A 13,840-nucleotide genomic window follows, 5' to 3' on the forward strand; every position below is an offset into this window, starting at 1 on the left:
TGGCGAGGAAGCTATCAGATTTATTCATACCCCTGTGTGGTTTGAATAAATCATGATGGTTTCATCTCTTAAATTTTAAGCAAAATTCTTTTTAAACAATTGCTGATACATTACAGGCAGCATATACAGGGTAAGCACCATTGACACCAACATCCCGAAACACACTACCGCAGCAAGGGGCCCCCAAAGGGTAGAGCCGCTTAGCATCATCGGCACCACACCTACGGCTGCCGCAAACGATGTCAGGAAAATGGGTCGCATTCTGCGTTTACCTGCAGCTATGGCTGCTTCGGAAAGCGGCATTCCGTTTTTGCTTCTTAGTTCTTCTGCATAATCAATCAGGATAATACCGTTGCGGACAACGATACCCATAAGGCTCATAATACCTAAGAAAGAAGTTAAACCAAACGGATAGCCTGTAATGGTTAGCCCTAATGCTGCACCCAAAAAACTTAAGGGCATTGTCATCATTACAAGGAAAACCAATTTTGGATTTTTGAATTGAAACAACAGGATAAAGAAGATAAGCATTACACCTGCAAACAGGGCTTTGGCTAATGGAATATAGTTTTCCACTTCGCTTTCTTCTTCGCCTCCATAGGTCAAAGTGATTTGTTCGGACTTTGGTAAATTTTTGATTTCATTTTTTAGATTACCCAATACTTTATAAGGCAATACACCACGTTTCACATCAGCACGGACGGTAATTGTTCTTGTGCCGTTTCTGCGGATAATCTGCCCCTCGCTCCAATCGTTGGTAATGCTTGTTGCTACCTGCCTTACAGGAACGGTTGCCCCTGTGAATGGCGATGTTACATTTTGATTGGCAATGTCGTCAAAACTGTTTTTCTGATGGGGTTCGTTCACCAGTTTTATGCTTACGGGATAGTCACCTTCCCATATGGTGCCGATGGGCAAGCCTGACAATCCTGCTGCCAATGATGTGGCGACCACGCCTTTGGTTAACCCCAAACGGTTAGCTATTTCATCGTTTATCTGTACGCTTATGCCCTGTCGTGGATTGAGGTAATCGGTTCTTGCCCAAATGATGTTTTCATTTTTTTCCATTAGTGTTTTCACCTGCTGTGCCCATACTTTAATGCTGTCCAAATTGTCTCCGCCGATACGCACTTCAATGGGTGCGGTGGTGCTCAACAGGTCTAATTGTTTCATCCGCACATACGCATTCGGGAAATGATTGCTGTAATTACGTTCATACTCGTTCAGAATAGCAAGTGCATCATCGGACGTTTGTGTATTGACAACCAATTGGGCATAATTTTTCGAGGGAAAATTTGGGGCGTAAGTGGTGTGAAAACGGGGTGAACTTGTACCGACAAATGCCGCCACGTTGACCACCCGTTTGTCCTTCATCAGTAGTTGTTCCAAACTGTCGGAAACAAAAGCGGTTTGCTCCAATGTGCTGCCTTCAGGCAAATAAATCTCGACGGCAAATTGGTTCCTGTCCACCTTTGGAAATAGCTGACGGGGTACTAAGGCAAGGATTAATCCGCCCAACACAACGGAAGCTATACCCAATAAAATGGTTGTTTTAGGAATACGAAATGCTAATTCCAATGTCTTGTCATAAATGTGCTGTACAAAATCCAACAATGATTTTTTCTTTGGTTTGTCTTGTTCTTTTATGATCCCTTTTTTGATGAATACATAGCTCATATAAGGCACAAGCAAACAAGCTATGAGCAAAGAAGCAATTAAAGCCACACCGATGGTTACGGGCAATGAACCCACAAAGTCGCCTACCATACCGTCAAGGAAAAATACCATTGGAACGTAAGTAGCGATGATGGCCATTGTTGCAGAGAACACAGGCACAAACAATTCCTTGGCACTTTTCCAAGCGGCATTCCAAGGCGTTTCCCCGTGGTCTAATTTTTCAATATGTCCATCTAAAACCACAATGGCATTATCCACCACCATACCCAATACCACTATCAATCCTGCCAATGAAACCGTATGCAGTTCTACGCCCAAGGCATATAAAATACCGATGGTTATGAAAATGGAAATGGGAATGGTAGCCCCTGCAACTGCCGCCACACGGAACGGGAGCAAAAGCATGGTTACGATAATTACTGCGAAAATGGCAATTGCAAATTCCTTTAAAAAGTGTGTAATGGAATGCCCTACGGCTTGCGGCATATCGGCAATTTTTGCTACCTGCACATCGGGCGAAATTTTACCTTTCAAGGTTTGCAAGGTTTCGTCCACCGTTTTGCCAAAAGCAACAATGTTGTTACCGGGCTGCATTTCCAAAGAAATAAGCAAACTGTTTGCACCATTGTTTTTGATGTAACTATCGGGTTTTGGATATTCCCTTACCACCCGGGCTACATCTTTTACACGGATAACGTTGCCTGTCGGGTCAGCAAAAACAATTTGATTTTTGATGTCTTCTTCGGTGTTGTATGAAGCGGGAATGTGTATGGGAGTTATCTGCTCCACATTGTCTAACTCGCCACCATAGTAAACCGCACCTTCCAGCTGTGCTGCCGCTAAAACACTGATTGGTTTTACGCCATAATAAGCCAGCTTATCATTGTCTGGATAAATGGTAATCTGCTCCTGCATTAAACCAAAGTGCTTTACTTTTGAAACGGCTTTTATTTTCCGCAATTCTGTTTCAATCACTTTCAGTTCCCGGTCAAGTTCTTTATAGGTTTTACTGTCTGATTGAACCGTGAGCAAAATGGCTGATGTGTTACCAAAATCGTTGTTGGCAATGAGGGCTAAGACCTGTGGCGGTAATTCAGCTTTCAGATTGTTCAGCCCGAATTTTATTTTATCCCAAAAGGCATCGGGGTCTTTTACGCTGTTATTGACTTCCACAAACACAATCAACATTCCTTCTTTGGAAATGGAGTAGGTTTTTTCCCTGTTTACTTCCTCAAAACCGTATAAAAAACTTTCTACTTTGGTGGCTAACTGTTCTTCTACCTGTGCCGAATTTGCACCTGGGTAAACACCAATGATTAAGCCCTGTCGAATGGTAAATTCCGGAAACTCGTTGCGTGGCATTACCAACAGGGAGCATATGCCAAGCAGTACGAAAATAGCCGTGATGATGATGGCTATCTGCTTATGCTTCATAGCCAGTTCTATGATATTGAAATTCTTCTTTTCCATAATCAGTTGATGATTTTAACAGGCGTACCGTTACCTAATTTTTGTTGCCCTGAAATAATGATGTTTGCATTTTGCGGAACTTCGCCTTGTACCAAAACCTGATTATCAACCAAGGCAATGGTTTTTACGGTTACTTTTTCAGCTTTTTCGTTTTGTACAACATAGATAAACTGATTGCCGTTGACATCTTTTTGCAGGGCTTTGTTTGAAATCAAGATGCCCGAACGTTTGTCTTGTGCAGTGGTTTGAACAGAACAAATCATCCCGGGCTTGATATCGCCTGTTGTGTTTTGCACTTCGATTTTTACAGGATAAGTGCGTGATAAAATATCAGCCGATACCCCAATTTCCTTTATCGTTCCTGCTATGGTTTTGTCAAGGGCGTTGATGGTTATTTGGGCGGTTTCTCCTTTTTTGAATTGGCTTATTTCGTTTTCGGAAACGGGGATTTTGACATAAACGGTTTGTATGCTCAGCAACTCCAATGCCGTCATTGTTGGCACTACATTCATACCCGCCTGCACATTTTTCTTTCCAATCACACCGCTTGCAGGTGCATACAGGTTGCAATCGTTGATGGTTTTTTGTGCAATGGCTACCGCTGCTTTTGCCTGTGCCAAGCCTGTTTCCACCTCTATCCATTTTATTTCGGGCAATGTGCCGTTTTCTTTCATCGGTTTCATTCTCCGGTAAGCATCTTCTGCCTGTTGCTGGCTTGCCATAGCTGCCTGATAGGCGTTTTGTGCATTGGAAGCATTTACTTTGGCCAATAGCTGACCTTTGCTGACCGCTTGTCCTTCCTCTACAAAAATCTCCGTTATTGTTCCCATTGTGGCAAAACTCAAAGCGGTTGTTTTTTGGGCTTCAACCACACCGGAATAGCCGGACTGGATGATGCCATCATAGCTTGTCGGCTGTGCTACCTGCACATTGAAAGCGTCCTTGTTTTCTACAGTTGCTGTGTTCTCTTTATGGGTGCAGCTTGCTATTGCAAGCATCCCTGCCACTGCCCAATGATTGACTTTTTTCATTATCTTGTTTATTAAATATTACGATTAGACTAATTACGTTTTTCGGTCGGTTTTTGGTTCAAAAAAAATGCCCCGAAAAGCATTTTTCTATAAATCATTTCCCAATCCCTTTTATCAGCATTTCAACAAGCAAATCAGCTTTATCTGCTAATGCTTTGTTTCGGTTATGTGCAATAATATCCATTTCTACCCCTCTCACACAACTTACCAAAAGCTCACTCAAAGTATCTACTTGCTGCGAAATTTCCTCCTCGAATAAATCTGTTTCAACCCCTTTGGCTAAGATAGAGCCAATCAATTTTTTTTCCTCGTTATCGTATCTGTTTCGCAGATTGGTAAACTCCTTATTCAATCTTCCCTGTAAGTCGTTTTCAATCACAAACGTATAGAGGTTTATTTTTTCCCTTAACGTTTTTATCTTAGTTACAACGTATGTTTTCAGCATACTGATGGCATCATCCTGCTTGTTAACGGCTGTCTTTACCGTATGAAAAAACTCATCAATTTCAAGATTGATGACCCTGTCAAATATTTCTTCCTTGTCTTTGAAATAATAATACAGGGTGCTTTTGCCTTTACCTGCGGCTTTTGCAATGTCTTCCATCGTGGTTTTTTTCAAACCATACTGCTGTATGAGCTTTTTAGCTCCGTTTATGATGTCCTGAACAACAAGTTCGTCTTTATCCGTCTTCATACTTATCGACTAAAATCGTATTTTGGTCTGCAAATATAGAAACAGTTTTTGGATTGAGCAAATTTTTTTTCCGGTTTTGTTGAAGATAATTTTGTCAAGCCCTGAATATTGGGTGTTGGGTGGGCTTCGCTCTTTTGGTCAAACGGGAAACCTTCGCAGGAGTTTTTCTGCTAAGAACCTACGCCCACCTGATACCAAATAGGTTAGCAGCAGTCATTCCTGTAGGCTGTTTGCCTTGTCAGCTAACTTCTTCATTTATTAAAATTTCTGTTTCAAAAACTGTGGCAAAGTGAAACAAAACTTTTTCTTTTACTTTTTCAATATTGATTGGAACATTCAATTCGTTTTGTAACGTAGTTACTTCCCTGTCCGCCTGCGAAATGCCACAAGGCACGAAATAATTGTAAAAACTCATTTCGTTGCAAACATTAAAAGCAAAACCCTGATTGCATACCCAACGTGAAAGATGAACGCCAATAGCACAAATTTTCCTTTTCTTGTTTGTGGCTTGGTCTTTTATCCAAACACCCGGAAATTCACTGTCATAGTAACTTTGAATGTTGTATTCTTCAATGTCCTGATGATAACTTCTGCTATGCCTTTTATGTACCAACGCACGTCTGTTTTAAAGTTCTCCAGGTCAAGCACAGGATAGCCGACTATTTGTCCGTGGCCGTGAAATGTAATAGCACCGCCACGTCTGATGTCATAAATACCCAGGCCAACCGTATGCAACTCGCTGCGTGGAATAAATAATTCGTGTTCCTTTGCAGAACTTCCAAAAGTCAGTACAGGATAATGTTCGCAAAGGATCAGTACATTGTCAGCCCTTGTGTCCTGCTGCTGTTGTTTGCGTTCTATAATATCGTTTCTGATGCTTTGTTGAAGTTCCAAAGCATCTTCGTAAGATATTGTTTTTGTATCGAGATAGGTAGTCTGCGTAGTGGCCATCGTGTTGTAGCTATGGCTCTTGGCTTATTTCGCTGTCAGGTTACTTTTCAGCTCTTTCGTTATCTGTTTTGCAAGTTTGGATTTGTCCTTTTTTGCTTCTTTAAATATCGCTTTTATGTCGGCTGGAATAGTGAAATATTTGTCTGACCAAATGTAGATTTCCATTAGTATAGGTAATAAGTCTATTCCTTTTGGGGTAAGCCTGTACAAATTTTTTGCCTTGCTATCCGGATGCTCCCTTTTCGTGATAATACCGTGTTCTTCCAGCGATTGTAGGCGAGATGCCAAAATATTGGTGGCAATCCTTTCAGTTGACTTTAGAAAGTCTCCGTAAGTGTTTTTGTTGGAAAGCATCAGGTCTCTTACAATGAGCAACGACCATTTGTCGCCCCATATATCGAGGGCACAGCTAACGGGGCAGTTTGACCTTTTGTCTTTGACTGACATGGTGTTAAAATTTTATTTCACTTTTGTTTTGCAAGTAGAATTTTATACTTTTACTTGCATATTGAAAGCGAATTTACAACTTTGATTAGTGGAAACAAAAATGGTTCCTAACATTAAGGAATAAATGCATGTTCACCGGGGCGGTTATTCTTTTATGTTTAGAAATTTCCGATGGAGGTGCTTCAGCAATTATAATGGAGAATATTAATTTTTTAAAGAAATGACCGATATATGAGCAGTAATAAAAGAGAAAGAACCCATAAATGGGCTGATCCGGCAGCATTGGCAGAGAAAGCAAAATCAATGTCAGGATTGGACTTTTTGAATGCCATTTTACATGGCGACATCCCACAGGCACCTATAGCCGAAACATTGGATTTTCATCCGGTCACTTTAGCCTCCGGCAAAATAGTATTTGAGTTTCAACCTCAAGAGTACCACTACAACCCGATTGGCAGTGTACACGGCGGTGTAGTATCTACCCTGCTGGATACAGTAATGGGATGTGCCGTCCAGTCCAGATTACCGCAGGGTACCGCTTATACGACCCTGGAACTGAAGGTCAATTTCATCAAAGCGGTCTCCAACAAAAGCGGGAGAATAACCGCTGAGGGCAGAATCATCCATCTGGGCAGATCAACGGCGCTTGTTGAGGCTGACCTTAAAGATGATAACGGAACCCTTTACGCACACGGCGTTTCCACCTGCATGATCTTCAAATCTTAAACCCTGTAAACAAGCTTAGGGGCAAAAAAAATATGGAAACCATTTTATCAACTACAGTAAAAATCGGATCATACGAGCTCCGAAACAGAATTGTAATGCCTCCGCTTACCAGGATGCGTGCCGGGCAGGGTTTTGTGCCTACAGACCTAACGGTTGAGTATTACCGACAGCGGGCATCGGCAGGTCTAATCATTGCCGAAGGAAGCCAGATTTCACAGCAGGGACAGGGTTTTCCCGGCACACCGGGTATTTACACTCAGGAACAGGTTGCAGGCTGGAAAAAAGTGACAGACGCCGTGCACAAAGAAGGAGGAACCCTTTTTCTACAACTGTGGCATGTAGGCAGAGTGTCACATTCCACGTTGCAACCTGAGAACAGGTTACCCGTAGCGCCTTCGCCACTTCCAGCGATCGGACAGGCTTACCGATCGGACTATTCCCGGGCAGATTTTGAAATACCTCATACCCTGACCGTCGAAGAAATCAAGGAAATTATTGAAGATTACCGAAAGGCAGCGATCAATGCAAAAGAAGCTGGTTTTGACGGAGTAGAAATCCACGGTGCCAATGGTTACTTGATCGAAGAATTTTTAAGAACAGTTAGCAACCGAAGAGAAGATGACTATGGCGGAAGTATTGAAAACAGGGCGCGGTTGCTATTGGAAGTTGTCGAAGCGGTTTTGTCCGTATGGCCGGCAGGTAAGACAGGCATCCGCATTTCTCCGTTTTACAGCGGCAATATCGACGCAGAGCCCGATCCATATCCGCAATATGATCATGTGGTACGGGAACTTGCACCTTTCAATCTGGCCTATCTGCATGTGATTGAAAACAGGGAATCGACCGCGATTTTGCTGCCCGGACAAAAGGAAACGCATGTGCCTATAGAAGAGCTTTCCGTGAAACGTTTCAGGGAATTTTATAAAAGCCCCATGATCTCGGCCGGTGGTTTTACCAAAGAGAGGGCCGAAGAAGTGCTGGAAAAGGGCTATTCCGACGCCATTGCCTTTGGCAGACATTTTATCTCCAATCCGGATCTTCCCTATCGGCTTATCAACGGTTTGACGCTCAACGATTACGACCGGAGCACTTTCTATGGCGGTGGAGAGAAGGGCTATACAGATTATCCTGCCCAAGAAAATAAAAATAATACTATTATTTGATTATTAGAAATGCCGTTTGCAAATATCTAAAGTTAAATGGATAATACCCACACGAACAGTCCGGTAAGCAACCGGTGGCTACAGCACTTTATCCTTTTATCAGCACCCTTGCTGACCGTGATCGATGTGTTCATCGTTAATATTTCCATTCCTTCCATTAAAATAAGTCTGGATGCCAGCGATGCCCAGGTGGAGCTTGTTATTGCCGGCTATCTGCTGGGGTATGCATCCCTGATGATAACAGGTGGGCGTGCGGGAGATTTCTGGGGAAGAAAAAAAGTGTTTCTATGGGGAATGTTTGCGTTTATTGTTACCTCCTGCTTATGCGGTATTGCCACTACCCCTGCAATGCTGATCATTGCCCGTTTCCTGCAGGGAGTGAGCGGAGCGTTTATGACACCACAGGCTCTGTCTTATCTGCAAGTGCTTTTTCCCGATGCCGGGGAACGGACAAAAGCTATTGGATTTGTGGGGGTGACTTTAGGGATAGCCTCTACATTAGGACAATTTTTGGGCGGTTATTTTTCCTCCCTGGAAACTTCCATTGCAGGCTGGCGGTTTATCTTTTTTATTAACCTACCTGTTGGACTGGTAGCGCTGTGGGCCGCAAAAAAACACCTCATCGAAATTAAGATTCCTAGTGAAAGCAGGTTTGATATGAGTGGGGTTATTTTGGTTATTCTGGCATTAACGACCCTGATTTTTCCCTTGACGGAAGGACGGGAATTGGGCTGGCCATGGTGGAGCCTTGCGATGCTGGTATCATCGATCGTTTTCTTCTTACTGTTTGTTTTGTCGCAAAAGAAAATGATCAAAAGACAAAAAGATCCTTTGGTTGATCTGCGTCTGTTCAATATCCGTAGTTTCAGTATCGGTATATTGTCGGCAGCTTTTTATTTCATGATGCACACTTCTTACCTGTTGGTATCCACTATTTACATTCAAGATGGATTGCAGGTAGACCCTTTTCAAGCGGGATTGTATTTTGTTGCTTTTGGACTTTCCTTTATGCTGTCTTCTTTTCTTTCCATCCGATTGGTGCAGCGTTTCGGGAAAATCCCTGTACAGACAGGGTTAGTGATGATGATGCTTTGTTTCCTATTTCAGTTAAACTTATTTGACGGAGAAGTAATGTCCGGCACGATTTATATGCTCCTGTTTGCAACCGGGTTTTCGGGCGGGTTTGTACTGCCGTCGCTTATCAATCTTTCATTGCGGGATGTCCCACGTCAGTTCACAGGAGCGGCATCCGGAGTATATAATACCACCCAACAGGCAGCATCTTCTATCGGGATCTGTCTGATAGGTGGTCTGTTTTTTTATACGCTAGCTATAGGCAAAGATTTCATCAAAGCATTCCATATGGGGCTGTATGGTGAAATTATACTGCTTTCGCTGGTATTTGTATTACTGACAATACCAACTTCAATCAAGAACAATAAGAATAATTAATGTGACAAATTCGATAGCCATCGCTTTGGTGGTTCAAAAGAAATGCCATAATAGCGTAAAAGAATACCGTTAGTCTGTTGATTATATTAAAATACTTGAATGAAATAAACTATTTAGTATATTTGAAACATAATTTATCAAAGTGATGTTGACAAAATCAGAAAGAACAAAACAATTTATACTGGAAACGGCAGCCCCTCTTTATAACGAAAAGGGAATATCCGGTGTTAATATTGATGATGTGCTGGCTGCGACTAAACTGACCAAAGGATGTCTTTATGGCCACTTTGAAAACAAGGACGATCTTTCCGCCCAGGTCATTGATCAGATGCTTAAGAAAGTGACTGAGAAAATGTCTATGGCCGTTTCAAAGGGGAAGACTGCAAAAGCCAAGGTTTTCGCGTTCATGGATTTTTACAAAAATCCGATAGAAACCTACATTTCAGGAGGATGCCCTATCTTCAATACCGCGGTCGAGGCTGATGACAACTATCCGGCAATCAAAGAAAAAGTAGCAGCGACATTCAGGGCCGGTCAGGATGGCCTTACAAATATACTTAAAGCAGGGATAGAAAACGGTGAATTTTCCAGGGACCTTGACCCGGCCGTTTTTGCATTTAAAATGGTGGCGGCTATTGAAGGTGGCATAATCATGTGCAGAACGATGAACACTATAAAGCCCATGCAGTCCCTTATCAAAAGCCTAAAGGTAGAATTGGATCAATACAGCAATTAATTTGCTTTTTTTGAAATTAAAATAGACTAAAAAGTTTTTTTTATACTAAAATAGACTAAAAAGTATAATATATCACAACTAAAATCATTCAAATATGAGCAATACAGCTTTAACCGTGCAGACGCACTCTGCAAGTATTGAAAACAGAAAAATTGCTTACCGCCGGATTGGGAGCGGTACACCTATCATCCTGGCCAACCGTTTCAGAGGAACCCTGGATACCTGGGATCCATTGTTTTTGGATCTGTTGGCAGAGAAAAACACCGTTATTACCTTTGATTATCCGGGCATCGGTTATTCGGAGGGCGGCGAATTGCCAATCAATATCAAGGATGTTGCACAGGAAGTTATCAGGTTGGCTGATAACCTGAATATCGACAAGTTCCACCTGTTGGGTTGGTCCTACGGTACTTTCGTAACACAGTACGCTACTTGGCTAGTACAGGATCGTGTGCTGAGTAACACAGTGATCGGTGGAAATCCGGTCGGTAAAAACGAAGTGCCCTTAGAGCCACTGTTCCTTGAGCTGGCTCTGAAACCGAACTATGAATTCGAGGACTGGGTTAGCATCTTTTTCGAGCCTGCTTCCGTAAAGAGCCGGGCAGCTGCCAAAGCCTCTACCGACAGGATATATCAGCGGCTGGACTGGAGCAAAGTGCCTTCCACACAGGAACAGATCGAACGTTATATTGCGGGTATGCAGAGTGCGGCAGAGGACAGCCTGAGTGTCAGGGAAGGTTACAAAACGCTTGAAGTGCCCACTTTTGCCATCTCGGGCGATCACGACATTTCCCTGGCCGTCGAGAACTGGTTCCCGCTGCTTAAGAATGCTCCAAGCCTGCAACACTTCATCTTACATGGCGCAGGACACGCCCCTCATTATCAAAGTCCAGAACTGATCGTTGGCTATATCCAGAATTTTCACAATCAAATAAAAAAATAATATCAATCATTATGAACAACATATCATTATTCGAAACATACAATTTAGGCGGGTTAGAGCTCAAAAACCGCATAGTAATGGCACCGATGACACGTTCACGTGCGGCCAATGAAGGCAATGTCGCTACGGCACTTCAAGCGGAATATTATGCACAGCGTGCTACCGCGGGACTGATTGTTACCGAAGGCACCTTCATCAGCAAGGATGCTGTGGGCGTACCTAATGTACCGGGTATCTATTCAAACGCCCAGGTTGCCGGATGGAAACTGACGACAGATGCCGTTCATGAAAAAGGCGGAAAGATATTTGCCCAGCTATGGCACACCGGAGCGTATTCACATCCGGATCACCATGATGGAAAAGCACCTTTGGCACCGTCTGCTTACAACCCAAATGTAGAGGTCTTCACCGCTACCGGGTTTAAGCAAAGTGAAACAGCGAGGGCGATGACCTTAGAAGATATCAGACAAACGGTTACCGATTTTATACAGGGTGCTGTCAATGCTTTTGAAGCGGGCTTCGACGGTGTGGAACTGCACGGAGCAAACGGCTATCTTTTACAGCAGTTTTTCAGCAAAAACAGTAATTTCCGAACAGATGAATACGGTGGAAGTCCCGAAAACCGTGCCCGCATTCTCTTCGACATACTGGACGGATTGAAGCAGGTCGTGGACATGAGCCGTGTCGGTGTCCGTCTTAACCCTTCCTTAAATGGCATCATGGGTATTACGGTAGATGATGAAACCGTCGTTACTTACGATTATATCCTCAGCCGTTTGAACGGTTACGGCTTGGCTTATGTGCATTTGATCGAGCCTTTTACCGATGTAACAGGCAATAAAGATGCGATACAGGAAATTGCAAAGCATTTCCGTAAAATTTATACCGGTACCATTATCATCAACCGCGCATTCACCAAGGCCACGGCTACGCAGGTACTCAACGATGGCGATGCTGACCTGGTGTCCTTTGGTGTTCCGTTCATTGCCAACCCCGACTTGGTAGAACGTTACAAAACAGACGCACCGCTAAATGCACCTGATCAGCAAACCTTTTATACACCGGGCGAAAAAGGTTACACTGATTACGCTGCATTAACGAACTAAACTGTTGGATATGGAAAATTTTATAAAAGGGCGATGGGTCCTATTTTTATTGGCCGTACTGGCCTTCCATATGGCACAGGCACAGACGGCTTCCGATAAAATAACCGGAATCTGGCTGAGCGAAAATAAGGACGGGAAAATTGAGGTCTATAAATCGGGGGACAAATATTTTGGGAAACTTATCTGGGGAAAGGATATGTATGAAGCAGACGGGAAAACCTCCAGAAAAGATGATAAGAACCAGGACGCAAAGTTGCGTTCACGGAAATTAAAGGACCTGGTTATCCTCAACAATTTCGTTTACAGCGATGGTGTTTGGGAGGACGGAAAAATATACGATCCGTACAGCGGCAAGACCTACAGCTGTACCATTAAGCTGAAAGACGGAAAACTGAACATCAGGGGCTATATCGGGGTATCCCTGTTGGGAAAAACAACCGTGTGGCATCGCGTAAAATAATAACCTGATCAGGAATGATGATGTATCAACAGATAAAAAAAGCAGGAACGGGGATTTTGTGCCTCTTGTTTTTAAGCACGGCAAATACGATTTCCGCACAAACAAAAAATAAAATTATGTCAAGTCAAGAAAGTAAAAATACGGTCTATACACAGGAAACTGCTCCAACGCAGTACATAGCCGTAGATGGCGTAAAATACGCTTACCGTTCATTCGGACAGAAAGAAGGAATTCCCTTGGTGTTTTTTATCCATTTCGTTGCAACGATGGACGATTGGGATCCTGCACTGATCAACCCGCTTGCCGAGAAGTATCCGATCGTATTAGTGGACAATAAAGGCGTAGGCGGATCGGGGGGGACGACACCTACATCTGTGGAAGAAATGGGCGACGATGTAGTGAAAATAATACGGGCATTAGGTCATGAGAAAATCAATCTTTTAGGCTTTTCAATCGGTGGGTTTATTGCGCAGCATGTCGCTGCGAACTATCCGGATCTGGTCGATAAACTGATTTTGGCGGGAACAAGTCCTAAAGGGGGTAAATACATTCCCGACATTCTTCAGCACGTGGAAAATGCACGGAAAGAAGAGCCTACCAACCCACGCCTCAGCCTTTTCTTTCCAAAGACCGAAAGTGGGCGTGCCGCTGGACTTGCTTATACCGAAAGACTACAGCGACGGAAAAAAGATGACCGGGTGCCTCCCTTTACGCAGGAGGCCATCGCCAACCAGGCACAGGCAATCATCCGTTTTGGAACAGAAAACGATAGTTTCAGCGTGATCAGGTCCATTAAACAACCTACTCTGATTGTCAATGGCGATAATGACACGATGGTCGCCACATCCAATTCACTGGATTTTGTGCAAAATATTCCCAATTCCAAATTGGTCATCTGGAGCGATTCCGGTCATGGGGCATTGTACCAATATCACGAAGATTTTGTAAAAGAAATAAACGAGTTCTTAAAGTAATCAACCTTCA

General features: G+C 43.2%; 12 protein-coding genes and 1 pseudogene. 8 read left to right on the forward strand and 5 right to left on the reverse strand.

What is annotated here, in order from left to right; genetic code table 11:
- Nucleotides 1–75: 75 nt before the first annotated feature.
- From ACFQRK_RS05890 to ACFQRK_RS05910, 5 genes and pseudogenes are all read right to left on the reverse strand, one after another.
- Nucleotides 76–3,147: an efflux RND transporter permease subunit gene (locus tag ACFQRK_RS05890; protein ID WP_379004583.1), complete on the reverse strand. Its 3,072-nt coding sequence runs from the start codon at nt 3,145–3,147 to the stop codon at nt 76–78.
- Nucleotides 3,148–3,149: 2 nt separating this feature from the next.
- Nucleotides 3,150–4,178, reverse strand: a complete 1,029-nt coding sequence (locus tag ACFQRK_RS05895) for an efflux RND transporter periplasmic adaptor subunit (protein WP_379004584.1) — start codon at nt 4,176–4,178, stop codon at nt 3,150–3,152.
- A 94-nt stretch (nt 4,179–4,272) separates the two neighbouring features.
- Complete coding sequence (locus ACFQRK_RS05900) at nt 4,273–4,872, reverse strand: TetR/AcrR family transcriptional regulator (protein ID WP_379004586.1); 600 nt, start codon at nt 4,870–4,872, stop codon at nt 4,273–4,275.
- A 238-nt stretch (nt 4,873–5,110) separates the two neighbouring features.
- A pseudogene (gene lipB / locus ACFQRK_RS05905) lies at nt 5,111–5,823 on the reverse strand (lipoyl(octanoyl) transferase LipB).
- Nucleotides 5,824–5,847: 24 nt separating this feature from the next.
- On the reverse strand, nt 5,848–6,270 hold the full coding sequence (locus ACFQRK_RS05910) for a winged helix-turn-helix transcriptional regulator (RefSeq protein WP_379004588.1): 423 nt from the start codon (nt 6,268–6,270) through the stop codon (nt 5,848–5,850).
- A gap of 231 nt (nt 6,271–6,501) precedes the next feature.
- On the opposite strand from ACFQRK_RS05910, the gene ACFQRK_RS05915 reads away from it, so the two are divergent.
- The 8 genes from ACFQRK_RS05915 to ACFQRK_RS05950 all read left to right on the forward strand — a co-directional run bounded on the left by ACFQRK_RS05915 (nt 6,502) and on the right by ACFQRK_RS05950 (nt 13,830).
- Nucleotides 6,502–6,996, forward strand: coding sequence for a PaaI family thioesterase (locus ACFQRK_RS05915; RefSeq protein WP_379004590.1), 495 nt, complete (start codon nt 6,502–6,504; stop codon nt 6,994–6,996).
- A gap of 32 nt (nt 6,997–7,028) precedes the next feature.
- Nucleotides 7,029–8,159 carry an alkene reductase gene (locus ACFQRK_RS05920; RefSeq protein WP_379004592.1) on the forward strand — a complete coding sequence of 377 codons (1,131 nt, stop codon included), beginning with the start codon at nt 7,029–7,031 and terminating at the stop codon, nt 8,157–8,159.
- A gap of 36 nt (nt 8,160–8,195) precedes the next feature.
- Nucleotides 8,196–9,611 (forward strand): MFS transporter, encoded by a 1,416-nt coding sequence (locus tag ACFQRK_RS05925; protein WP_379004594.1) that lies wholly within the window; start codon nt 8,196–8,198, stop codon nt 9,609–9,611.
- A 145-nt stretch (nt 9,612–9,756) separates the two neighbouring features.
- Nucleotides 9,757–10,347 carry a TetR/AcrR family transcriptional regulator gene (locus ACFQRK_RS05930; RefSeq protein WP_379004596.1) on the forward strand — a complete coding sequence of 197 codons (591 nt, stop codon included), beginning with the start codon at nt 9,757–9,759 and terminating at the stop codon, nt 10,345–10,347.
- 94 nt (nt 10,348–10,441) lie between these two features.
- A complete protein-coding gene (locus ACFQRK_RS05935) occupies nt 10,442–11,290 on the forward strand; it encodes an alpha/beta fold hydrolase (protein ID WP_379004598.1) in 849 nt (282 codons plus the stop codon).
- An 11-nt stretch (nt 11,291–11,301) separates the two neighbouring features.
- On the forward strand, nt 11,302–12,396 hold the full coding sequence (locus ACFQRK_RS05940; RefSeq protein WP_379004600.1) for an alkene reductase: 1,095 nt from the start codon (nt 11,302–11,304) through the stop codon (nt 12,394–12,396).
- A gap of 10 nt (nt 12,397–12,406) precedes the next feature.
- The gene (locus tag ACFQRK_RS05945) at nt 12,407–12,856 is read left to right on the forward strand and encodes a DUF2147 domain-containing protein (RefSeq protein ID WP_379004602.1); all 450 of its coding nucleotides are present in this window, start codon (nt 12,407–12,409) and stop codon (nt 12,854–12,856) included.
- Nucleotides 12,857–12,972: 116 nt separating this feature from the next.
- Entirely contained in the window at nt 12,973–13,830 is an 858-nt protein-coding gene (locus ACFQRK_RS05950; protein WP_379004603.1) for an alpha/beta fold hydrolase, read from the forward strand.
- Nucleotides 13,831–13,840 lie beyond the last annotated feature (10 nt).

It is taken from the genome of Parapedobacter sp. GCM10030251 (genome assembly GCF_042666505.1).
In the GTDB taxonomy this organism is placed as follows: Bacteria; Bacteroidota; Bacteroidia; order Sphingobacteriales; family Sphingobacteriaceae; genus Parapedobacter.